The sequence below is a fragment of the Halobacillus sp. ABH2_015 genome (genome assembly GCF_056158945.1).
This window is the reverse complement of the sequence record NZ_JBSWUG010000002.1, coordinates 3,188,629-3,212,237: the sequence shown is the minus strand read 5'-3', so window position 1 is coordinate 3,212,237 and position 23,609 is coordinate 3,188,629. Positions and strand designations below refer to the sequence as shown.

The 23,609-nt window shown below is 48.0% G+C and carries 21 protein-coding genes; 17 read left to right on the top strand and 4 right to left on the bottom strand.

Annotated elements, in window-relative coordinates; translation table 11 throughout:
• Nucleotides 1-229 precede the first annotated feature (229 nt).
• Nucleotides 230-1,816 (bottom strand): FAD-dependent oxidoreductase, encoded by a 1,587-nt coding sequence (locus tag ACXAD6_RS16685; protein WP_474969842.1) that lies wholly within the window; start codon nt 1,814-1,816, stop codon nt 230-232.
• A 274-nt stretch (nt 1,817-2,090) separates the two neighbouring features.
• On the opposite strand from ACXAD6_RS16685, the gene ACXAD6_RS16680 reads away from it, so the two are divergent.
• From ACXAD6_RS16680 to cls, 8 genes are all read left to right on the top strand, one after another.
• The gene (locus ACXAD6_RS16680) at nt 2,091-2,216 is read left to right on the top strand and encodes a hypothetical protein (protein WP_474969841.1); all 126 of its coding nucleotides are present in this window, start codon (nt 2,091-2,093) and stop codon (nt 2,214-2,216) included.
• A gap of 30 nt (nt 2,217-2,246) precedes the next feature.
• Complete coding sequence (locus tag ACXAD6_RS16675) at nt 2,247-2,555, top strand: hypothetical protein (RefSeq protein ID WP_474969840.1); 309 nt, start codon at nt 2,247-2,249, stop codon at nt 2,553-2,555.
• 74 nt (nt 2,556-2,629) lie between these two features.
• Nucleotides 2,630-3,808 (top strand): methionine gamma-lyase, encoded by a 1,179-nt coding sequence (megL, locus tag ACXAD6_RS16670; RefSeq protein WP_474969839.1) that lies wholly within the window; start codon nt 2,630-2,632, stop codon nt 3,806-3,808.
• A 152-nt stretch (nt 3,809-3,960) separates the two neighbouring features.
• Entirely contained in the window at nt 3,961-4,455 is a 495-nt protein-coding gene (locus ACXAD6_RS16665; protein ID WP_281658899.1) for a PTS sugar transporter subunit IIA, read from the top strand.
• 58 nt (nt 4,456-4,513) lie between these two features.
• Complete coding sequence (locus ACXAD6_RS16660; RefSeq protein ID WP_474969838.1) at nt 4,514-4,651, top strand: hypothetical protein; 138 nt, start codon at nt 4,514-4,516, stop codon at nt 4,649-4,651.
• Between the two features lie 6 nt (nt 4,652-4,657).
• The gene (locus tag ACXAD6_RS16655) at nt 4,658-6,127 is read left to right on the top strand and encodes a glycoside hydrolase family 32 protein (protein WP_474969837.1); all 1,470 of its coding nucleotides are present in this window, start codon (nt 4,658-4,660) and stop codon (nt 6,125-6,127) included.
• 77 nt (nt 6,128-6,204) lie between these two features.
• Nucleotides 6,205-6,753, top strand: coding sequence for a 3H domain-containing protein (locus tag ACXAD6_RS16650; RefSeq protein WP_474969836.1), 549 nt, complete (start codon nt 6,205-6,207; stop codon nt 6,751-6,753).
• 146 nt (nt 6,754-6,899) lie between these two features.
• Complete coding sequence (cls, locus tag ACXAD6_RS16645) at nt 6,900-8,342, top strand: cardiolipin synthase (protein WP_474970450.1); 1,443 nt, start codon at nt 6,900-6,902, stop codon at nt 8,340-8,342.
• Between the two features lie 716 nt (nt 8,343-9,058).
• On the opposite strand, the gene ACXAD6_RS16640 is transcribed toward cls, so the two are convergent.
• A complete protein-coding gene (locus tag ACXAD6_RS16640) occupies nt 9,059-10,270 on the bottom strand; it encodes a S1C family serine protease (protein WP_474969835.1) in 1,212 nt (403 codons plus the stop codon).
• A 118-nt stretch (nt 10,271-10,388) separates the two neighbouring features.
• On the opposite strand from ACXAD6_RS16640, the gene ACXAD6_RS16635 reads away from it, so the two are divergent.
• The 9 genes from ACXAD6_RS16635 to ACXAD6_RS16595 all read left to right on the top strand — a co-directional run bounded on the left by ACXAD6_RS16635 (nt 10,389) and on the right by ACXAD6_RS16595 (nt 21,659).
• Nucleotides 10,389-11,075 (top strand): response regulator transcription factor, encoded by a 687-nt coding sequence (locus ACXAD6_RS16635; protein ID WP_474969834.1) that lies wholly within the window; start codon nt 10,389-10,391, stop codon nt 11,073-11,075.
• Entirely contained in the window at nt 11,072-12,412 is a 1,341-nt protein-coding gene (locus ACXAD6_RS16630; RefSeq protein ID WP_474969833.1) for a sensor histidine kinase, read from the top strand. Before ACXAD6_RS16635 ends, ACXAD6_RS16630 begins: the two co-directional genes overlap by 4 nt.
• A 53-nt stretch (nt 12,413-12,465) precedes the next feature.
• Nucleotides 12,466-12,987, top strand: coding sequence for an acyl-CoA thioesterase (locus tag ACXAD6_RS16625; RefSeq protein WP_027953351.1), 522 nt, complete (start codon nt 12,466-12,468; stop codon nt 12,985-12,987).
• 297 nt (nt 12,988-13,284) lie between these two features.
• Nucleotides 13,285-14,670, top strand: coding sequence for an alanine/glycine:cation symporter family protein (locus ACXAD6_RS16620; protein WP_474970449.1), 1,386 nt, complete (start codon nt 13,285-13,287; stop codon nt 14,668-14,670).
• A gap of 132 nt (nt 14,671-14,802) precedes the next feature.
• Nucleotides 14,803-16,692, top strand: a complete 1,890-nt coding sequence (locus tag ACXAD6_RS16615; RefSeq protein WP_474969832.1) for an ABC-F family ATP-binding cassette domain-containing protein — start codon at nt 14,803-14,805, stop codon at nt 16,690-16,692.
• A gap of 170 nt (nt 16,693-16,862) precedes the next feature.
• Nucleotides 16,863-18,110 carry an aminopeptidase gene (locus tag ACXAD6_RS16610; RefSeq protein WP_474969831.1) on the top strand — a complete coding sequence of 416 codons (1,248 nt, stop codon included), beginning with the start codon at nt 16,863-16,865 and terminating at the stop codon, nt 18,108-18,110.
• Between the two features lie 188 nt (nt 18,111-18,298).
• A complete protein-coding gene (locus ACXAD6_RS16605; protein ID WP_474969830.1) occupies nt 18,299-19,786 on the top strand; it encodes a phytoene desaturase family protein in 1,488 nt (495 codons plus the stop codon).
• Between the two features lie 48 nt (nt 19,787-19,834).
• Complete coding sequence (locus ACXAD6_RS16600) at nt 19,835-20,002, top strand: hypothetical protein (RefSeq protein ID WP_474969829.1); 168 nt, start codon at nt 19,835-19,837, stop codon at nt 20,000-20,002.
• A 130-nt stretch (nt 20,003-20,132) separates the two neighbouring features.
• Entirely contained in the window at nt 20,133-21,659 is a 1,527-nt protein-coding gene (locus ACXAD6_RS16595; RefSeq protein ID WP_474969828.1) for a BCCT family transporter, read from the top strand.
• A gap of 49 nt (nt 21,660-21,708) precedes the next feature.
• Here ACXAD6_RS16595 and kynB read toward each other — a convergent pair whose 3' ends face one another.
• Together kynB and kynU are read right to left on the bottom strand one after the other, a co-directional pair.
• Nucleotides 21,709-22,329, bottom strand: coding sequence for an arylformamidase (gene kynB, locus ACXAD6_RS16590; RefSeq protein ID WP_474969827.1), 621 nt, complete (start codon nt 22,327-22,329; stop codon nt 21,709-21,711).
• 10 nt (nt 22,330-22,339) lie between these two features.
• The gene (gene kynU, locus ACXAD6_RS16585; protein WP_474969826.1) at nt 22,340-23,608 is read right to left on the bottom strand and encodes a kynureninase; all 1,269 of its coding nucleotides are present in this window, start codon (nt 23,606-23,608) and stop codon (nt 22,340-22,342) included.
• Nucleotide 23,609 lies beyond the last annotated feature (1 nt).

Here is a 23,609-nt window from a genome sequence, read left to right as displayed (position 1 = left end):
ATGGAAAGAAAAGGCCTGAAGTGCCTCCTTTTCCCTTGAAATCGAAAAGGGTGCGCTTCAGGGCCACCTATGAAGAGGAACGGTTCTGAGATGATCAAAAAGTACAGGCCGGCCAATGGCCTCTCCGGAAGATACGGGCGGCTGACCAATGGCGGTGATCTGGAAGCATGAGAAAAGCTTGTAGATAAACACATGGTTTCTCTACAAGCGGTAAAACGTTTGTTATTGATTACGGCGTGTCCTGCGGCCGGTCTGCATCACCAAGGTTTTGAAACGGGAGTTCCGCATGGTTGTCGATTGCTATTCTCAGAAGCGGCTGATCGGCTGGTCCTTCCATGACAGAACCATCATAGGAAAAGCGGGACCCATGACACGGGCAGTCCCAGGAATGTTCCGCACTGTTCCATTCGACTTCACATCCAAGGTGGGTACAGGTGGTATCCAGGACGTGAAGCTGTCCCTCCTCATCCCTGAATGCACCTGCCCTCTGTCCTTTCCACTGGACAACCATTCCTTCCCCTTTCTTTAAACGGTTCGGTTTATCTTCCACCAGTTCGACTTTTCCTTCCACCAGGTGGGCGGCTACATCGAAGTTCTGGGAAATGAACTGCTTCATACTTGGATCTGACTTGAAACGGGATGGTTTGAAAAGCTCGTGGAACAAGGAGGTTTCCCCGCATACATAATCGGTAATCAGCTGGGCAGCGAGTGTTCCATTGGTCATGCCCCATTTTCGGAAACCGGTCGCAATAAAAATCCGGTCGTTTTTCCGGGTGATCGGTCCGATATAAGGAACCTTATCGAGCGTCGTCAAATCCTGGGCAGACCATTGGAAGAGCTTCTTCCTGATGCCGAACGTCACGGCAGCAAACTCCTCCAGCGCCCGGTAGTGGAAGCTTGTATCGATCCCCTGACCGGTCTTATGACTTTCTCCACCGATGATCAGAACATTCTTTCCGTTGTACTCAGCCGTGCGGATCGAACGTTTCGGTTCGTCGATGGACAGGTACATGCCCGCAGGAACTTCACGCTCAGGTTCGACAGCGATCACGTAGGATCTTTCCGCATACATGCGGGAAAAGTACAGGCCTTTTCCATCATAAAAAGGGAAATGGCTGCAGGAGACCATTTTCTCGCAGGCCACGACGGACCCGCCGCCGGTTTTAATTTCAAGGCGGTCTTTTTCAGTAACGTCAACCGCTTTCGTCTGTTCGTAAATTTCTCCTCCAAGTCTCACAAATTCCTCAGCGATGGCTTTCAGATATTTCACAGGGTGGAACCGGGCCTGGTTTCTCATGCGGAGTGTCTTTTCAGCATCCATGCTGAAAGGGAGCGTATGACCTGTACCACCGGGAATGTCCAGCGTCTGATAGGCTTCGTACTCCTTGTCCAGTTTCAATGCTCCTTTAGAGGTGGTTGCGAATAAAAAAGCGTCTTCTTCCGCCCAGTCGCAAGCGATATTGTACTTATCGACCCATTCTTTCATCGTTTGGAGAGCCTTTGTCTGTGCCTGGTAATAAAGGGAGGCGGACTCCTCACCAAAGTGTTTAATCAACTCGTGATAGATTAATCCGTGCTGGGCCGTTACTTTGGCTGTTGTATGTCCGGAGGTGCCGTTGATCAATCGGTCCGCTTCCAGAAGAATGACTTTTCTCCCGGTTTTAGCGAGCAGATAAGCCGTCGTTATTCCGGTCATACCACCTCCGATGACAGCGACTTCCGCAGATGTATCTTCTTTTAACGGTTCATAGGAAGACAAGGATGTATCTTCTCTCCATAGTGGTTCAGGTTGTGTCCACTGTTCATAATGTGTCATAGAAACCCTCCTGAGAGATGCTTTTCTTACAGTGTTTCCTTTCCTTACCAAATCATGTATCTGGAAAAAGTATAAGTTTTCGACAATCGCATGACATAATGAGGCTGCAGGCTTCTACCTGATCCCTGTATGGAAACTTTTGTAGTATAACCAGTGGGTATATGGAATCAGATGGAAGTGATAAACAGGATGGAAGTATGTGTGGCACGGCAGCCGATTTTGACGGTGGATGACGTATGAGCTTCTATACCGGAGTAGGGAGGAGAACAAGTTTGTGCCCATGGATGAGAACAAGGCAGCATCGGACGTGCTGATGAACAGTTTCGTTACAATCGGACTGGATCGGTTGTCCAATGATAAGCCCTGCTTTATTAATTTCATGGAGGACCTGTTGTTTTAAAAAATACCGGAATACTTCGCCCCTGAAGAATTGGTCGTTGAGATCCTTGATGAAGTGTCATTCAGTTTCGAGATGATCCAGGTGTGCCGTGAGTTGAAATCAAAAGGGTACACCATTGCTCTTGACGACGTTATCGATCCGGAAAGGGCCTTTATTTTCGAACTGCTTCATTACGTGGATAACCGTATGGTTACAGAAGAGAACCGCTGCCACTTGCAGAAGGGATTAAAGAAGTTGATTTTGAGTGGCTGGAGCGGCTCTTTCATGAACATTTCAATGAACTTAAGGACGGAGACGATGTGGAAGAACAAGAGTCTCTGTGATGAATATAGTAGGTAAGGGGGGAGCCTTTTCCCTCCTTTTTTGATAAACTATTAATGTAAACGCTTACAGAAAAGGGAAGGGGAAGGGTTATGAAAAAGACACATATGGAAACAAAGATGATTCACAATGAGCAGGCTGGACATAATGAAACAGGGAGCCTGACCACCCCGATCTATCAAACTTCTACATTTTCATTTGCTTCTGCTCAGGAAGGGGCGCGCAGGTTTGCCGGTGAGGAGGAGGGCTATATTTATTCCAGGCTCGGCAACCCAACCGTCGCCCAGTTTGAAGAACGAATGGCTGCTTTGGAAGGTGGCGGGAAGGGACTTGCCTTTGCATCTGGGATGGCGGCTGTTTCGGCCGTCCTTATTGCGCTTACAAAAGCCGGTGACCATATTGTCTGTTCCAATGGTCTGTATGGGTGTACGTACGGGCTGCTCAAGATGATGGAAGAGAAGTATGGGATTACTCATGACTTCTGTTCTATGGAGACAGAGGAGGATCTGAAGCAGACGATAACGGACCGGACGGCCTGTATTTTCGTGGAAACGCCGATTAATCCAACGATGAAAGTCATAGATTTGGAGATGGTGTCACGGACAGCCTCTTTGTCCCGCATCCCGGTTGTCGTTGATAATACGTTCTGCACGCCTTATCTTCAAAGACCGCTCGAACTTGGATGCGACGTTGTTGTTCATAGTGCAACGAAATATATAGGAGGACACGGGGATGTCGTAGCCGGTGTCGTCGTAGGGAGCCGGTCGTTTATGGAGAAGCTTGCTTCTTCCCAGCAGAAGGACATCGGCGGTATCTTATCTCCATTTGATGCGTGGCTGTTGATCAGAGGAATGAAAACGATGCACCTCCGCATGGATCGCCATAGTGCGAATGCGTCTGAAATAGCGGCTCGTCTGATTCGTCATCCGAGAGTGAAGCACGTGCATTATCCGGGCTTTGAGGATGACAGGCAGTCCGCGATTGTACAGAATCAAATGAAGGCCGGAGGGGGAGTCATCGCATTTGAATTGAACGGAGGACGGGAAGAAGCGGAACAATTCATCAACCGGTTGAACCTCATTAAGATTGCGGTCAGCCTTGGAGATGCCGAAACATTGATCCAGCATCCCGCTTCCATGACTCATGCGGTCGTTCCTGAAGAGCAGCGGAACGCCATGGGCATTCACGAATCGCTTATCCGTATATCCGTCGGACTCGAAGCCGTCGACGATATTTGGTATGATTTATATCAGTCCCTCTCGGAAGATTGATGAACGCGTCAAAGCCGTGACACCTGTCCGGCTTTTTTGTTTTGTTCGGCGTTTATCCTTTCCGGTGCAGGGAAAAGTAAAAGTAAAAGTAGCTTCATGAACAACCGTGAAACTAGCTTTAACATTTATAAAAACATAAAGGACGGTGCCGTATGTTTAAAAAATTATTCGGTAAAAAAAATGAAGAAGAGCAGCTGACTGCTCCTGTCAGCGGGAAAGTTGTCGCTCTTGATGAAGTGGACGACCCTGTATTCAGCCAGCGTATGATGGGGGATGGTGTTGCCATTGAACCTGCAGATGGAAAAGTGGTCAGTCCTGTATCCGGAGAAATCGTTCAACTGTTCCCAACCAACCATGCCGTAGGGATCAAAACGAAGTCCGGTGTTGAAGTCCTTGTCCACATCGGTCTTGAAACCGTATCAATGGAAGGAGAAGGTTTCGAAGGTCACGTGAAAGCTGGAGATCAGGTGAAAGCTGGAGACCATTTGATCACATTTGATATGGATCTGGTTAAAGAAAAAGCGAAAAGCACCATTACTCCTGTCATCATTACCAACTATGACGATATCATCGACTCTTTTGAACCATCGTACAGTGATCATGCAGAAGCTGGTCAGTCTACAGTGGCTGTCTTAACGACGAAGTAATAGGAAAAGCCTAAAATACCCTGGTGTTTTAGGCTTTTTTCTTTTTTATGCAGAAGATTTGAAGAAACAAAGCAATCTGCGTGGAGCAGCATGGCTGTCGGCTCGTATTCATCTGCTGGGATATGAATGGAAAATAGATAGAAAACGCTATATAATAGGTGGAAAGAATCAGGTGATAGGACGTATTTATACATAGAGGGGGATGACATTGACGGAGCGGGACGAGGAACTGAGAGAACTTGTAGAAGCAGAAGTACGTAAAAACAAAGAGAGTGTGGAAGGGGATCCTTACCGCCTCACGTACCACCATATGCCTGCAGCAGGATTGATGAATGATCCGAATGGATGGATCCAGTGGAACGGCACCTACCACTTGTTTTATCAGTGGATGCCTTTCCATACAGGCCACGGCGCCAAATTCTGGGGACATCGGACATCCAGGGATCTTATCCACTGGACGGAGCAAAAGCCTGCGCTTACGCCGTCCGAATGGTTTGATAAGGACGGGGCATTCTCTGGGAGTGCTGTTGTATCGGATGATCAGCTGCATCTTTTCTATACAGGAAATATAGATGGTGATGGAGACCCTGAAGAGGAGTATCAGTGCCTGGCTGTTTCGAGTGACGGGGTGACCTTCACGAAAAAAGGTGTCGTCGTGGAGCGTCCCGAAGGGTATACCAGTCATTTCCGGGATCCTAAAGTATGGCATCATGAAGGAAAGTGGTACATGGTTGTCGGGGCACAGACGGAAGCCAAGCAGGGGCAGGTGTTGTTATATCAATCACAGGACCTGGAAAACTGGGAGTTTATCGGACCTGCCGCAGGGAGTTTCCAAGGGCCGCTGCAAGCGTTCGGTTATATGTGGGAATGCCCGGATTTCTTTCATTTGAACGGCCGGGATGTATTGATTGTTTCTCCACAGGGGCTTGACCCGGATGGGATGGATTATGCCAACACTTATCAGAGTGGATTTTTCACCGGCAGTTTGGATTATGAGGCAGGGACCTTCGATCATGGCGCCTTCAAGGAACTGGACCGAGGATTTGAATTTTATGCGCCGCAGACGATGGAGGATGAGCATGGAAGACGCCTCCTTGTCGGATGGATGGGAGTGCCTGATCAATGGGAGGAGGATCACCCAACGGTCGATAACCATTGGATCCATGCCCTGACCCTTCCGCGGGAATTGACATGGAGGGATGGACAGTTGATTCAGTCCCCGGTGGAGGAACTGCAGGAAATGAGAGGGCCGGTCCTTCTGCATTCGTCCATCACAATTGAAAATGATCAGAAAGCTGTGAGAGGAGTAGAAGGGCGGTCCATAGAGCTTAACCTTGAATTTGAAAAGCTCGGGGATCAGTTTGCGCTGGAATTCTACCAATATGCCTCCCTCAGCTATAGAAAAGGCATTCTTACTTTATCGCGTCCGCGTCTGGATGAGCATTCCAAAACGGAATTCCGGAGAGTCCGTCTTGAACGGCCATTGGAAAGCTTACGTATCTTTGCGGATACATCCAGCCTGGAAATTTTCGTGAACGGGGGCGAGGAAGTGTTCACCTCGCGGATCTTCCCTCAGCCGGAAGAAGAGCATATATTGTTTACTTCACTTGGGGAGAGCACCTTCTCCATTGAAAAGTGGAATTTGTCAGGGTGGACACTTGAGCAGGGATGAGGCTCTGTCAAGCTTCCTGAACACTATTTCTGTATGGTAAGATAAGGATACGTATTTTGCACGAAGGGGTCATGTCTATGAGTCAATCTTCTAAAAAAATGAAAGCAAATGAACGGCGGGAGTACATCCTCACCCTGTTGAAGCAGCGGGGGATGCCGATTACGGGAAGTGCTCTAGCTGAAGAAATGAATGTAACGAGGCAGGTGATTGTCGGTGACGTTTCCCTGTTGAAAGCGGGGAACGAACCGATTGTGGCTACCAGTCAGGGCTACATGTATATGTCAGAGGCTAAAGAAGATCTGGCTTATCAGCGGACCATTGTCTGTCGGCACGAAGGAAGCGAGACAGAAAATGAATTGAATATCCTGGTGGATCATGGTGTCCACGTCCGGGACGTCGTCGTCGAACACCCGGTATACGGGGATTTGACCGCACGACTTCAAGTCGCAAACCGCCGCGATGTAAAGAAGTTCATTGAAAAAGTCCGTTCCACCAATGCTCCCTTTTTATTGGAGCTTACGGGCGGCATTCATACGCATACGATTGCTGCAGAGAGCAGGGAAGCGCTGGATGAAGCAGAACAGGCTCTTAAAGAAGCAGGAATTCTTTTGGAACATCAAGGATAGATGGGTACGAGACAGGCATAAGGTGAAGCGCCTGTCTTTTTTTATGGTATTTTTTACATGATTTCATTCCATTCCCAACCTTTGTGAGGTAGAGAATATGATATATTGAGAGAAATGGTGTTCATTAAAAGGCAGGTGTCTACATGATCGATATATTTCCAATTTTATTAAGTATTATTCTTGGCTTAAACGTCCTGCTCGCTTTGGCGATCATCTTCCTCGAACGAAGAGATGCCAGTGCGACGTGGGCGTGGCTGATGGTGCTCTTATTCATTCCTATTGCCGGATTCCTGCTGTACTTGATTTTCGGGAGGCGACTCAACCGGAAAGAAATCTTCACGTGGGATAAAAAGAGCCGTCTCGGTCTTCTTACGGCTGTCCAGGAGCAGTTGACGGCCATTAAGGAAGGACATCTGGAAGTTCAGCATAAAGACATTATTCCTTATGAGGATCTGATATACATGCATCTGAAAAACAACGATGCCCTTCTTTCCCAGAACAATGCTGTGCAGATCTTTACGGATGGGCAGAAGAAATTCCAGGCTCTTCTTGAAGATATTGAACAGGCGGAAAATCATATCCATCTGCTGTATTACATTCTCCGGGATGATAACCTTGGACAGCGGCTCGCAGATGCGTTGATTCGAAAGGCGAAAGCCGGTCTTGAAGTAAAGCTTCTTTATGATGATATGGGATCACGTCTTTTGAAGCGGGGCTACCTGAAGAAGATGAAGCAGGCCGGCATTCAGGTGGAGTCGTTTTTTCCTTCCTTTATTCCGAAGGTCAATTTGAAGATCAACTACCGTAACCATAGGAAACTGGCAATCATTGATGGGAAGATCGGTTATACCGGTGGTTTTAATATTGGGGATGAATACCTTGGCTTTAATAAGCGGTTCGGCTACTGGCGCGATACTCATCTCCGTGTCGAGGGGGATGCGGTGAACAATATGCAGACGCGTTTCATTCTCGATTGGAACCATGCCTCCCGCAGAGACATCGTATATGAAGAGCGTTATTACAAAGCGGAGCCAAAGGGCGACGTCGCGATGCAGATTGTTTCAAGTGGACCGGATTCTGAATGGGAACAGATCAAACATGGTTATCTGAAGATGATTCTGTCTGCAAAAAAACATGTGTATATCCAGACACCGTATTTCATTCCCGATGACAGTCTTCTTGATGCTCTCCGTGTAGCTGTTCTTTCAGGTGTCGATGTTCGGATTATGATTCCGAATAAGCCGGATCACCCTTTTGTTTACTGGGCGACTTATTCCAATATCGGCGACATGCTGAAGGCCGGGGCAACGGTTTATATTTACCAGAAAGGATTCCTTCATGCCAAGACGATTGTCGTGGACGATACTATCGCTTCCGTCGGAACGGCCAATATCGATGTACGCAGCTTCCGGCTCAATTTTGAAGTCAATGCCTTTCTTTATCATCCGGATGCAGCGAAAGAGCTGTCTGACCGTTTTCATGAAGATATCGTAGATTCGACTGAGCTCACTCTGCCGCTTTATCAATCAAGGTCAACGTGGATCCGTTTCAAAGAAGCGATCTCCCGGCTGCTGTCGCCGATCTTATAACGTAAAAACCCCTGCCTGTCATAGGCAGGGGTTTTTGGACTGTAAATATAGGATTTGGAGATCCCCATATGTCTTATGAATGGTCACGTTCCGCTTATCGATGGATGCTTGCCGCGGGCACGGCCTCAGCTGACTTGGTCAAGAAGATTACTTGACCAAGTGGATCTTCAGCTCGTGCTGTTCCCGCAGGCGTCACCACCGAACGTTCCTTGTGAGCTCCATACATGACGAGGTGGGCATCGGGCTTTTAATCAAGATAAGGTTATCTCCCTTCGTATGGAAAAATCATAGACGGGAAAGAGCATGTTCACTATAAGATTTTTGATGGTTTTCTAATGGTGCTTGAAAAACACGATGCTTCTTCTCCTTTATATCTGAAAAAAACCCCTGCACACCGTGTGCAGGGTTTTTTTGAGAGAGGTTGATTTGGTTTTACTTCGATCATAGAAAGGACGGAGCGGCAGGCATCAAACAAACAGGATAGGAGGGGGGGATCTCAGCTGTTTGGTGACACCGGCCGGCCTGTCGTTTCTGTACCTGCCTCTGTTCTGAAAAAGGAGGTTAGTCTTTTTCGGAAGCAGAGGCTCCACTTTACTTTGGCTGGCTGCTGAAACGGCCGTGCCTGCTCACCGGCATAGGGGTTGGGTTCCGATGAACAAGGCCTGACTGTTCCGTGTTTTCTGTTCGTATCCGTATTCTTCATATCTGTTCAATACTTACTGAGAGGTCAGTGTGAGCTGGACGGTGGTTGGGGTCCCGTCCCGATACACTTCAAGCTCTACATTATCTCCGTTCTGTGCTTGGCTGTAGAGATACTGCCGTAGACGGATGAGCGAGTCTACTTTATTCCCGTCGATGGCGGTGATGACATCGTAGCGTTCCAGTCCTGCTTTTTGAGCAGGGGAACCTTGCTCGACGCCCTGGACAAGGACGCCGTGGGTGATATCAGTTGGTAAACCCAGTTCGCTTTCCAGAACAGGATTTGGAATCTGGCTTACATCCTGCAGGGAAACACCCATATAGGGGCGCTGTACTTCCCCGTTGGTCTCTAAGTCTTCAATGACAGGTTTGGCGGCGTCCATAGGAATCGAAAAGCCAATGCCTTCGACTTCGGCCTGGGCGATCTTCATAGAATTGATACCAATGACTTCACCTTGTAGGTTAATCAGCGCACCACCACTGTTGCCCGGGTTAATGGCTGCATCTGTTTGTATGACTTCGGTCTGCCAGTCGGCCTGGTCGTCACCATTGATGTCCACCGGAATATTCCGGTTCAATCCACTGATGATTCCTTTAGTGGCCGACCCTGCGAATTCCATGCCCAGTGGGTTGCCGATGGCTATGGCTGTCTGGCCGATCTCTACGTCACCGGCATTCCCTAAATCGGCAACTTTCTCGACATGTTCGCTATCTATTTGTAAAACGGCCAGGTCTGTCAATGGGTCGCTGCCTTTTAATTCGGCTTCTGCTTTGGTCCCATCACTAAGGATGACCTCAAGGGCTGAAGCATTCTCAATAACATGATGGTTGGTGACGACAAATGCCTGATCACCTTCTTCTTTGTAAATGACCCCGGAACCTGTGCCGGCCTGTTGTGTTCCCTGAGCTGAACTTTGAATGTTGCTTATACCAACGACTGCCGGAGAAACCTCATTCACTGCTTGAGTGACATCTTCTTCGTTCTGTCCGATATTCACTTCATCAGCCTGTGCTGTCGGCTCTTCGGTGTTGATTTCAATAGAAATTCCTTTCCATTGAAAGACCGTCGTTACGATAAAAACAGCGATAATGGCACCGAGGACGCTGAAGGCCATCCCCGAACGTTTATACTGCTTTCTGCTTACATTCTTATCATCATCCAACATAGAGTAACGGCTGCCCCTTTCGTGAAGATCTGCTGGAATGTCTTTGGTGTTTCCCTCTGACAATTCTTATTATAGGCATGACTTATGGAATGACTTTGGAGAAAATGTGTAAAAAGTGTGTAATGGAAGAGGAAGTTCTGAAAATGTGAGAGAATAAAAGAAAAAACCAGGAGGAAACGTGATGAACCGACTTATTGGATTGGTGGAAGATGATCCAAACATCAGGGATATAGTAGAAGCCTACTTAAAGAAAGAAGGCTATCAAGTGATCAGCGTGGAAACGGCAGAAGAGGCCTGGGGAATATTCGAAGCGTCGTCTCCGGACCTCTGGGTGCTGGATATCATGCTGCCAGGCATGGATGGGTATGAATTCTGCAAGAAAATCCGACTGACTTCAGAAGTTCCGATTATCATCATTTCTGCCAAAGATGACGAAATCGATAAAATTCTCGGCCTTGAGCTCGGTGGTGACGATTATTTGACGAAACCCTTCAGTCCTCGGGAACTGGTCGCGAGGGTGAAACGACACTTGAAGCGGTGGGAAGCCATGAAGCCTCTTTCAGAAGAAAGGCTCGATGTGATCAAGGCCGGCGAGCTTGAACTGAGTGAAGCCGAAAGGCGGGCCTATTTCAAGGGAATGGAAGTGGAAGTCACGACAAAGGAGTTTGAAATGCTCCGCATTCTGGCTTCCCAGGAAAACCGGGCGTTCTCAAGAGAAGAGCTTCTTATTAAAGTATGGGGCGATGATTATTACGGCAGCGACAGAGCCGTCGATGATCTGGTCAAACGACTGCGGAAGAAGATGAAGGAACTGCCGATTGAAACCGTTTGGGGTCATGGCTACAGGTTGAGGGATCAGTCCTCATGAAGCTGCTCTATCAATTGAATGCAGCCTTCACTGCGTTAATCATCATCGTTATGTCTATTACAGCTTTTTTCGTTTATTCCTTATTAATGGATATGCTTATTCAGGATGAACAGCGCCAGTTGAAAGGCAGGGCGGAGCTCTTAATTGATTTGATTAATGACCAGGATGAAGACCGTACCCCGGAGTTATCCCAGTTGATTCAGGACCGCAATTATCCCATTTTATTGTTCGACAGCGACAATGGAGAAATCCTGTTCCGCACGATGCCGGCCGCTATTGCTGCTTCCTGGATGGAGCGGTATGAGGGAGAATTGGAAGGGGAGGAAGTGTGGGAGAGTGAAGGGGAGAAGTATGTGGTCTATGATTTCCCGGTCAATGCTGGAAACAGTCAGATTCTTGTGATGGCGACCCCGCTGAATGATCTCCAGGCGGTCCAGTCCGTATTTGCGATCCGGATGATCATGGTCTTTCTGATCGGCCTCCTTCTCGCCTTGATTGTCAGCTACATTTTAACGTGGAGGCTCGTTACACCGTTGACGAAGCTGAAGCAGGAAGTGAAAAAAATCGAGAAACGACGGTTCGATGATGTTAAACAGGTCCAGGCTTCCGGGGAGATCAAAGAAGTCGAGCAGAGCGTCCGGCACATGGCTGCGGAGCTTGCGCGTTACATCCATTCCCAGAAACAGTTTTTCCAGAATGCCTCCCATGAGCTGAAAACACCTCTCATGTCGATTCAAGGCTATGCAGAAGGAATACGGGACGGTATTTTCCAGGGAGAAGCGGCGGAAAAAGGATTGAACGTCATGGTCAGTGAAACGGAACGGCTGAAAAAGATCGTCAATGAAATGATTCTGCTTGCTAAGCTCGACAGCAGTGAAGATGTCTACCATCCTGAACAGACAAACATCACTGATGTAGTCATACAAGCGAAAGACAGACTCATTCCGCTTGCGAACGATAAGGATATGACCATTGACTTGAAAGGCGGCGATTCGTTTTATTCGTTTGTAGATCGAGAGCGTATACTCCAAGCAGTCATCAACATATTAAGTAATGCTGTCCGTCACGGAACCCATCATGTAACTGTAGAAATCGAAACGCAAGCCGAACAGATGCACGTCAAAATCAAAGATGATGGCACAGGGATTCCAGAGGCACTTCTCCCGCAGATGTTTGAGCGGTTCATCAAAGGGAAAGAAGGGGAAACGGGACTCGGTCTTGCTATCGCCCGGGCTATCATCGAGAGGAGCGGAGGGACCATCAAGGCCTATAACCGCGATGATCAACCAGGAGCCGTTTTTGAAATCCGTTTTCAAAGGAAAGACGAGCTTCTCTAACATGATATAATGTATCTCAGAGAACGATTCCACATGAAGGTGAGGAAAAAGATATGGATGCAAAACCTTGTATAGATTCACTGACCGTTAAAAATTCACATGTACTTCCTCCGGATACGAATACCCACGGAACCCTTTTCGGTGGAAAACTGATGGCTTACATTGATGACGTGGCTGCAATAGCTGCCGTCCGGCACTGCCGCAAACCGGTGGTCACCGCTTCCACTGACTCTGTCGACTTTCTTCAGCCGGTATTTGAAGGCGATACGATCTGCCTTGAAGCCTTTGTGACATGGGCGCATAATACATCCATGGAAGTATTCGTGAAAGCAACGACAGAAAACCTGCTGACAGGAGAACGGAAAGTATGCACTACCGCATTTCTATCCATGGTGGCTGTTGATGAAAACAATGACCCGACACCAGTACCGCCGGTGTACCCGGAGACAGAGGAAGAACAGTGGCTTCATGATCACGCCCAGAAGCGTCATGAGCACCGGAAAAGCCGTCGGAAGGAATCCAAGGAACTCGCTGAGAAATTCGGCACGAGTCTTCCGTGGCTAAGGAATTCCTAATACTAGACCAGGAGAGGCAGCGCTTCTCCTGGTTTTTTAATACCCGCATATCCATAACTTCGGCGGCTCCTGAAAGATACCGGACTTTCGAAACAGAAATATCCTGCTGCGGGAGGGGATCCTTTCATCGGAAAGGCAGTAGTGGTGAAATCCAATTGTATGATAAAATAAAAAAGTTGAACTTATTCATGTTTTTTTCCTTTATGATAAGGGAATACGTGTGTTAAAACAGGAAAACATTTACATTTTATAGGAGTGATCAGTGTGCAGGAAGTCTTATCCTTTTTGAATGACTGGATGTGGGGGACCATTCTTGTCGCCGCCTTACTGGGTGTGGGCTTATGGTTTTCAATACGTCTGAAATTCGCACAGTTTCGTTACATACCCGAGATGTTCCGTGTCTTGTTCGATAAACGGGCGATCTCGGCAGAAGGAAAGAAAGGAACTTCTCCTTTCCAGGCCTTCGCTATTAGTACGGCATCCCGTGTCGGTACAGGAAACCTGGCAGGTGTCGCTGCGGCTATTACTGTCGGAGGACCTGGTGCGGTCTTCTGGATGTGGATTGTAGCTATCCTCGGAGGAGCTTCAAGCTTTATCGAAAGCACCCTGGCCCAGGTCTATAAGGTTCCGGATAAAAACCAATACCGAGGCGGACCGGCTTATTATATTGAAAAAGGATTAAAAAACCGGACGCTGGGGATTGTCTTTGCCGTTACCATCACTTTTACATACGGTCTTGTATTCAGTTCTGTGCAGTCCAATACGATCAGGCTTGCCTTTGAAAACTCCTTTGATGTTGATAAATGGCTGATGGGGGCCATCCTGACTGTTTTCGTAGCTTTAATTATCTTTGGTGGACTCAAGCGTATCGCCCAGGTGACGCAGTACATCATTCCGATAATGGCGATCTTCTATATCATTCTTGCCACCTACGTCCTGTTCGGCAATATTGCTCAAGTACCGGAAATGATCGGCCAGATTTTCGCAGGGGCGTTCGGCTTCCGTGAAATCGCTGGTGGAACCTTCGGCGGTATGATTCTGATTGGAATTAAGCGCGGCCTGTTTTCCAACGAAGCCGGTATGGGTAGTGCGCCGAACGCAGCGGCTACGTCAGAAGTGACCCACCCGGTCAAGCAGGGACTGATTCAGACCCTTGGTGTGTTCACGGATACGCTGCTTATCTGTAGTGCTACAGCTGTCATCATCTTGTTTGCCGGGGGTTATGAAAACACCTCCCTTGATGGCATCCAGCTGACTCAGGAAGCTTTCGAATCCCAGCTTGGATCATGGGCAGCGGTATTTATCGCTATTGCCATTCTTCTATTTGCCTTTAGTTCGATTGTTGGAAACTATTATTATGGAGAAACGAACATCGAATTTATTAAAACGAGTAAAAGCACCATTTTCATCTATCGTCTTGCGGTATTGGCTATGGTTATGTTCGGTGCTGTCGCTGAATTTGACCTTGTCTGGTCACTGGCGGATCTAACGATGGGAATCATGGCCTTAATCAACCTGTATGCCATTTTCCGGTTGTCATCGGTGGCCTATGCAGCTCTCAATGACTATGTGAAACAGAAAAAAGCTGGGAAAGACCCTGTCTTTTATCAGGATCACCTGCCTGGTGTAGACGGAATGGAATACTGGAGAAGAGACCAGTCCTCTGAGAAGGAAGACGCATAAATTGATACAAAAGCTGTGGACGGGCGATGCCCTGTCGACAGCTTTTTTCTTCCCTCCCAGACCCTGTCCTCCACAGCAGAAGCGGCCGGTGTGATATGATGGGAGCAGATTCTTATTAAAGGAATGAGCGTAATGAGTGTAGTATCAGTCAATCAACTGAGTAAAAGTTATGGAGATAAAGATTTATTTGATGACCTATCCTTTACGATATCCAGCCAGCAGAGAATCGGCTTGATCGGTGTGAACGGGACCGGAAAATCGACCCTGCTGAAAATTCTGGCCGGTATGGAAACAGGGGATCAGGGCGATATGGATCATGCGAAGGATTTCACAGTGGAGTATCTGCCACAGGACCCTGAATTCAACCAAAGCCAGACGGTTCTGGAACATATTTATGACGGGGAAGCTGAAATTATGGTGCTGATGCGCAGGTACGAGCAGGTCATGCTGGAACTTGCTGAAAATCCGGAGGACACCGGCGTCCAGGAGCGGATGCTCGACCTGCAGCAGAGAATGGATGAAAAAGGGGCCTGGGGAGCGAGCACTGTAGCCAAGACCGTCCTTTCCAAGCTCGGCGTCACGTACTTTGATAAAAAAGTATCGGAGTTGTCGGGCGGTCAGAAAAAGCGGGTGGCCATCGCCAAGGCGCTTATTCAGCCGGCGGATCTTCTGCTGCTTGATGAACCGACCAACCATTTGGATAATGAAACGATCGAGTGGCTGGAGGAGCACCTTTCCTCCTACAAAGGGGCTCTTATGGTTGTGACGCACGACAGGTACTTCTTGAATAGAGTAACGAACCTGATCTATGAACTCGATCAAAGCAGTCTGTATACGTATGAGGGAAACTATGAAACCTTCCTTGAGAAAAAGGCTGAACGCGAAGCGTGGGAACTGCAGGCTGAACAAAAGCATAAAAATACCATGCGTAAGGAACTTGCCTGGCTGAAAGCTGGAGTGAAAGCGAGATCTACAAAGCAGAAAGCGCGTATTCAGCGGGTGGAAGCGATGAAAGAAGAGACCTTCCACACGAAAAAAGAAAATGTTGATATGGCTATCGGCTCATCAAGGCTTGGGAATCAGGTCATCGAACTACAGGGGGTCACCCACAGTTACGGCGGCCATAAACTGCTGGAGGACGTCGATTACTTAGTCGTCCCCGGAGAGCGGCTTGGGATCATCGGTCCCAACGGATCTGGAAAAACAACCCTCCTGAATATTATGGCGGAACGGATTACACCGGACGCAGGAAATGTTCACACAGGCCAAACCGTGAAGATCGGATATTACACACAGGATCACGGAGAGCTCGATGAAAGCTTGAAAGTGATTGAATACATTAAAGAAGTGGCAGAAGTCATTCGGACTGAAGACGGAACAGAGATTACCGCCGAGCAGATGCTCGAACGTTTCCTATTTCCACGACCGCAGCAGTGGACCTACATTAAGAGGCTCTCCGGTGGAGAACGCCGGCGCCTTTATTTGCTGCGCGTCCTGATGAGTGAACCGAACGTTTTGTTTCTTGATGAGCCGACGAACGATTTGGATACAGAAACCCTTGGCGTTTTGGAAGACTATCTGGAGCAGTTCCCCGGTGTCGTCATTACGGTTTCCCACGATCGTTATTTCCTTGACCGCGTCGTAAACCAGCTGCTTGCGTTTGAACAGCGTGGAAAACTGCGTCGTTTCTATGGAAATTATTCCGAGTACCTGGAAGCTGTCAAAGAGGAGCAGACGGTTTTGAAGGAAAATAAACAGCCGTCCGCCCAGGAGGAAACGAGAAGAGGGAACCGTAAGCGGAAACTTTCCTATAAGGAAAAACAGGAATGGGAGACCATTGAAGACGATATTGCCGCTTTGGAAGAGAAGATCGAAGAGTTAAATGACCAGCTGGCTCAAGAGGCTTCCAATTATGACAAGGTCAGGGAGCTTACCGCTCAACAGGAAGAAGCGGAGGCGGAGCTGGAGCAGAAAATGGAACGCTGGGAAGAGCTCTCCCTCATAGTTGAAGGGCTTGAATAATGTTCAGAGAAAAAGGATGGCACCTTGAAAGAACGTGCGCCTTCTTTTTCATATATGCAGGGCAGTGGTCCATCCGACCCTGTCCCGCTTCCTTTCATATGTTTTGTAGTCATCGTTTTTTTGTGGAATAATGAATACGGATACACTGTTTAAATATAGGAGGTAGACAGATGAAAATGCCAAGTATGGATAAACTCGAAAAATATGCAGAATTGGCGCTTCGTACAGGCGTCAATCTTCAAAACGATCAGCTTTTAATGATCAATTCCACCATTGAAGGGGCGGAATTCACTCGTATTGTCGCCCGTAAAGCGTTTGAAATGGGAGCCAAGGATGTACATATTAACTGGGGAGACGATGAGCTGACACGCATGGCTTATGAGCACGCGGATCAGGAAACACTCTCCCACGTACCGGAATGGCAGCAGGAAAAATACACGTATTTTGCAGAGCAGGGAGCAGCCATCCTATCCATCCGTTCCACGGACCCGGATCTTTTGAAAGGGATTGATGCTGGGAAAGTAGCTTCTGCTGCTAAAGCACGCTCAGAGGCGATGTCCACATTCCGTAACTACACGATGAATGACCGGATCCAATGGTCGATCATCAGTATTCCTCTTCCAAAGTGGGCGAAGAAGATTTTCCCAGGGGAAGAGGAAGATACAGCTGTGGAGAAATTGTGGGAGCAGATTTTCAGCATCGTCCGTGTGGACCAGGAAGATCCGGTGGACGCTTGGAAAAAGCATAATGATACGCTTATCACCGCCCGTGAATATTTGAATAAGAAACAGTATCAGAAGCTGATTTATAAAGCGCCGGGCACTGATCTTGAAGTGGCGCTTCCAAAAGGACATGTCTGGAAAGGCGGACCGGCCAAAACGGCAGAAGGTGATATTTCATTTAACCCGAACATGCCGACAGAGGAAGTTTTCACAGCTCCTCACAAATACGGTGTCGATGGGAAAGTGGCGAGCACGAAGCCGTTGAACTACGGTGGGAACGTCATCAATAACTTCTCTCTCACTTTCAAAGAAGGAAAAGTGGTGGACTTTACGGCGGAAGAAGGAAGCGAAACCCTTCAACACCTGCTGGATACGGACGAAGGCTCCCGTCACCTTGGTGAACTCGCTCTCGTGCCTCATGAGTCACCGATTTCTCAATCCGGACTGATTTTCTATAACACCCTTTATGATGAAAACGCATCTTGTCACCTTGCGCTTGGAAAAGCGTATCCGAATAACGTGCAGGGCGGTTCCGACATGAATGAGGAAGAATTAGATCAGAATGGTGTCAACCACAGCCTCACCCACGTGGACTTCATGATGGGATCCGGGGAACTGGATATCGACGGTGTGCTTGAAGACGGTACAACCGAAGCCGTCATGAGAAAAGGCAGCTGGGCGATTACGTTTGAATAATGAATAGGAAGACAGCCGGGGACGTCCCGGCTGTCTTTTTTTGTTTCTTCCTGTTCATAAATACCATCCATAATGTGTAAAAAGATTATCTTAGAATAACTTCTGATTCAGTAATGGTATTGAATCGGCTGCTTTCTTTTTAAACATCGGCCGATTAGGGGAATGAATAAAAAAAGGAGGTGGCCGATTTGATCTATGATGCTGCTGTTGTGGGGGCTGGTTTCGGGGGACTGGCAGCCGCTGCGGATTTAACCTATAGAGGGTATAAGGTCGTCGTATTTGAAGCGTCCAACGAACTGGGCGGAAGCGCGGGTAAATTCGAGAGGAATGGTTATCGTTTTCAATCCGGTGCTACCGTTGGGATGGGGTTTGAGCCCGGAGGTGTACTGGACAGCTTATTTGAACGGCTGGGGATTGAGAAACCGTCAATGAAAAAGCTGGATATTATTATGGATGTCCACCTTCCGGATCGCATCATTCATTATTGCCGTGACCGGCATGAGTGGTATAAAGAGATGGCCCGGGTTTTTGAAGGACCCGGGAGCACGTTTGAGAATTTCTATGATGAAGTGTTCAAAGTAGGACATCTGGTGGATCAGCTGACAGACAAGCTTCCGGTGTTTCCTCCAAGGACATGGGGGGACTATGCTCAGCTTCTGACGCTTGTGAATGAAAATTCTCTCCGGCTGCTTCCCTATATGACACAAACCGTGGAGGACCGGCTTAAAAAACATGGGCTGGATCAGCATCGCATGTTTAGGACGTTTTTAAATGGTGAATTAATGGACAGTGTACAGACGAGTGTAGAAAAATGTCCTGCCTTTTTAGGTTTTGCTGCTCTTCAAACGTTTCATAAAGGTGCTTTTGCCGTCCACGGTGGTCTTGCTGAAGCTGCTGATAAACTGGCTGCCTATATTCGGGAGCATGACGGGTCCATTCTCATGAGGCATCCGGTTCACTCCATAGAAAAAGGAGAGGCAGGGTTTATCCTTCATTCCAAAAGGAATTCCACCTTTCAAGCCCGTCAGGTCATCCTGAACAATTCTGTTCACAACCTTCATGACACGTTAACAGAGGACCTCAGCTCACAGTCCTATATTCGTCCCCGGAAAGAAACAGCAAAGAAAGCCTGGGGGGCGTATATTATTCACGGCGGTGTAGACGCAGACGTATTCCAAAATACGGATGTGCTGTACCATCAGTTTATCGATCCCGATCATCCGGATGACCTCCATAATGGCGGACAGTTCTTATTGTCATTATCGGACCCGGAGGATCCTTTGATGGCCCCCGAAGGGAAGCGTTCGTTCACCCTGTCCACCCATACCGACATTTCTCCCTGGTGGGAGTCCGGCCATTATGAAGCCGAAAAGCGTTGGATGAAGGAGAAACTCATACGGACCGTGGAGCACTATTTTGAAGGGTTCACTGATCAGCTTGACCTTGTCCTGCCGGGTACACCCGTCACTTTTCAAAAATGGCTGCGCCGTAAAGATGGGAAGGTAGGCGGTTATGCACCTGCTGGAAAATACAGCTGGCTGTCCAGTTACTCGATAAGAACCGGCATCCCTGATTTGTATCAGTGCGGGGATACCGTTTTTCCGGGTGCCGGAACACTCGGCGTAACGCTTTCAGGGTTAATGGCAGCAAAACAGGCCGCAAAAGGACTAAAATGAAAAACGTTGGGAATACAAAGAACAGCATACGAAAAAGGAGAGGGTCCTATGGTGGGCGACGGATATGAGATGAACATCTTTGGAGCAAACCCCAACCGTCACGATGAATGCTCACGCTGTGGAAAGCCGCTCGTTTCCGGGGCAGAGGAAGACATCAATCTTTGCAGGGAATGTCAGCGCCGGCAGGAAGACCACAAAGTGGAGGTACGGGATTGAAAGGTCACAATAGTGACCTTTTCATCGGCCGGATAAAAGATTTTTCTTTACACCATAATAGGGGTAATGTTAGAGTCAGTTATTGTGCTTTCCTCCGAGAAAGTAACACCATTATCAAAAGGAGATCAAAATGGATAAACAATCGAAAGGCCGGATAGACTGGCCTGTATTTGCAATCAGTGGAGGCTTATTGACACTCTTCGTGATTATTGCTCTTATCGACATTTCGTTTATAGAAACAGTTGTAAGTGAAAGTTTTGCCTGGTCAGCCACTTATTTTGGTGCGTTCTGGCAGGTATTGATGCTGGCGACCTTCTTCGTCGGTATATGGCTTGGATTTTCTAAATATGGAAAAATAAAAATGGGTAATATGGATAAACCGGAAATCGGTTTGTATAAATGGCTTTCAATTATCATGGCTACACTACTGGCTGGCGGAGGCGTCTTCTGGGCTGCTGCTGAGCCGATGTGGCACTTCCTTACTGCACCGCCGTCTCAGTCCGGAGTAGAAGCGGGCACAGAAGCGGCAATTGATCCTGCACTTGCTCAGAGCTTCATGCACTGGGGCTTTCTTGCTTGGGCGATTTTAGGTACGATCAGTGCTGTCGTTATGATGTACGGACACTATCAAAAAGGGATGCCTATGAAGCCGAGGACCCTGCTTTATCCAATCTTTGGTGAAAAGCTTCGGAGCAGCTTCTTTGGAACGATGATTGATGCGTTTGCTGTTATTGCCGTGGCAGCAGGAACAATCGGTCCGATCGGATTCCTTGGTCTGCAGGCCAGCTATGGACTGCAGGAAATCTTCGGAATTCCTAATACATTCAGTACGCAATTTACAATCATCCTGGTTGTCGTTCTTGTCTCTACGATTTCAGCTGTGTCCGGACTTTATAAAGGGATCCAGATGCTGAGTAGTTTCAACGTCCGTCTTGCTCTTGGACTAATGATTTTCATCGTCATCTTTGGTCCCGGCGGCTTTATTATCAACCATTTCCTATCTGGATTTGGTTATTATGTGGATCAGTTCATTCCTATGAGTACGTACCGCGGGGATGAAGGCTGGTTATCTCTATGGACCGTCTTCTTCTGGGGCTGGTTTATCGGGTATGGTCCAATGATGGCCATTCTTGTCAGCCGGATTTCCAGAGGTCGTACGATCCGTGAAATTATCATAGCGGTGTCTGTATTCGCTCCGGTTATTTCAACGTTCTGGTTTACTGTCCTTGGTGGATCTGGAATATTCTTCGAAATGGAGAATCCGGGATCGGTTTCAAACGCTTTGAATGAGGCAGGAAACCCGGCAGCGATGTTTGCGATTACCGGACAGTTCCCACTGGCGGAAATCGTATCACCGCTCTTCTTGATTCTGACGATTCTATTCGTTGTGACAACGTCTGACTCCATGTCCTACACCATTGCTATGGCCGTGACAGGAGAAGGTAACCCGCAGACATGGCTCCGTGTATTCTGGGCTGTGCTTATGGGAGCGATTGCTGTCATTCTTCTGATTACAGGAGACAGCGGAATTACACAGCTGCAGAACTTTATTGTGGTGACTGCCGTTCCTGTGTCACTCCTTCTGCTTCCTATGATCTGGCTGGCGCCGAAAGTGGCGAAGATCATGGCTGTGGAACAACGGATTTCAAAAAAATAAAGATAAAAAAGGTGGACGTCTTTTGACGTCCACCTTTTTTACTGCAACATTACAGGTTTCTCAGCACCGCACGTACCGGACTGCCGTCTGCTTGAGTCATTTTCAACGGGAAGGCCATAAGCTCATAGATGCCCGGCTGGATGTTTTCCAGGACGAGACCCTCAAGAATGAGCAGATCATGGGCGCAGAGACTGTGATGGGCAGGGAGGTCTTTGCTCGTTTCTGGATCAACAGAAGGAGTATCGACGCCGATTAGATCAATGCCTTGTTCAGCAAGGTAAGCAGCCAGGTCACTTCCGATCACTGAGTAGGAAGAAGGAAAAGCGGACCGATCAGGCCAGCTGTTTGTACGAAAGAGGATTTTATCCACTTCTGTCAAATCGATATCCATCACTTGTTCTTTATGAATGACTTCCGGTCGGTCCAAATGAACGACCACCGCTTTTCCTGCGAAACGGTCGACAGGCAGATCTGCTATCCGGGCCCCTGAGGGATCATAATGGAAAGGGGCATCGACATGTGTTCCGATGTGACAACTGCCTTTGAACTGCCCCACGTTGACAGATCCGGTGTCTTCCATTGCATAAGTGATTTCATACGTAAAAGGTTCATCCCCCGGCCATGGCGGGGTGCCTGCATCCAGTTTCATACTGATATCCATCCACTTCATCGGTATCCTCCTAAGCGATAATATCCCGCTCATTTTTAAATGATTTATGCTTTTCTTCCTGTACGATTTGTTTGATGGTCATGACAACCTTAAACACATCCTCGTAGGAAGTGTAGAAAGCGACAGGGGCGAGCCGTATGACATTCGGGGATCGATAATCGGGAATGACCCCTTCGCTTTTCAGTGCTTTACAGAGACTGGCCGCTTCTTCATGGACGAGGCAGACGTGACCGCCCCGGCGCTCCTTCTCCACAGGGTTACCCAGGGTGAACCCGAGGCCTTTCAATTCCTGATGAACTAAATCCATGAATAATTGGGTGAGGGCCAGTGACTTCTTTCTGATTCCCTCGATGCCTGCTTCCAAAAACATTTCCAGAGATCCGAGAAGCGGAGCAGAACTTAAAATATGCGGGGTTCCAATCTGGAAAGCACCGGCACTGGAAGAGGGAGTCAGATCGTGATCCATATCAAACTGCTTGTCTTTATCAGAACTGAACCAGCCGGCAAGTCCGGGATGAGTCCCGAGATGCCGGCGGTTTACGTACAATCCACCTGTACCACCGGGGCCGCTGTTCAAGTATTTGTACGTACACCATACAGCGAAATCCACCTCCCATTCATCCAGCTGATGCGGAACAGCGCCGATGGAATGGGCAAGATCAAACAATACAAGAATTCCATGCTTGTGAGCCTCGTGGGTGAGGGTTTTCATATCAAGAAGCTGCCCGCTTCTGTACAGAACGGAAGGCAGCAGGAGAAGAGCTACGTCATCCTTCATCTGGGCGATAATGTCCTCTTCTTTCAGTGTATACCCATCAGCGCTGGCGATTTGTATAAAATGCTCCTCAGGGTCAAGGTGGTGCAGGGCCATCTGACTTTTGACAGCATAAATATCGGAGGGGAAGTTTAGTTCGTCCCCGATAATTTTTGTCCGCCCTTTTTCCGGATTGTAAAAGGTCGCAAGCAGTTGATGGAGATTTGTCGTAATGGATCCTGTGTTGATGACCTGTTCCGGAGAAGCCCCAAGGAGAGGAGCCGTCATCCGTCCGAGTTTTTCCGACATGTAGTACCACGGTTCGTCAGCTTGTGTCCATCCTTCGATGCCGTGCGCTTTCCAGTCATTAAGAGATTGCTGCAGAGCAGATTCGGAACGCCTGGACAACAGTCCAAGAGAGTTGCCGTCCATGTAAATGCTGTCTTCTTTTAAAAAGAATTCCGATTTATATTCATTCAGTTCATCATCTGCGTCCCATTTTCTTACATCATCCAGGGTAATCATC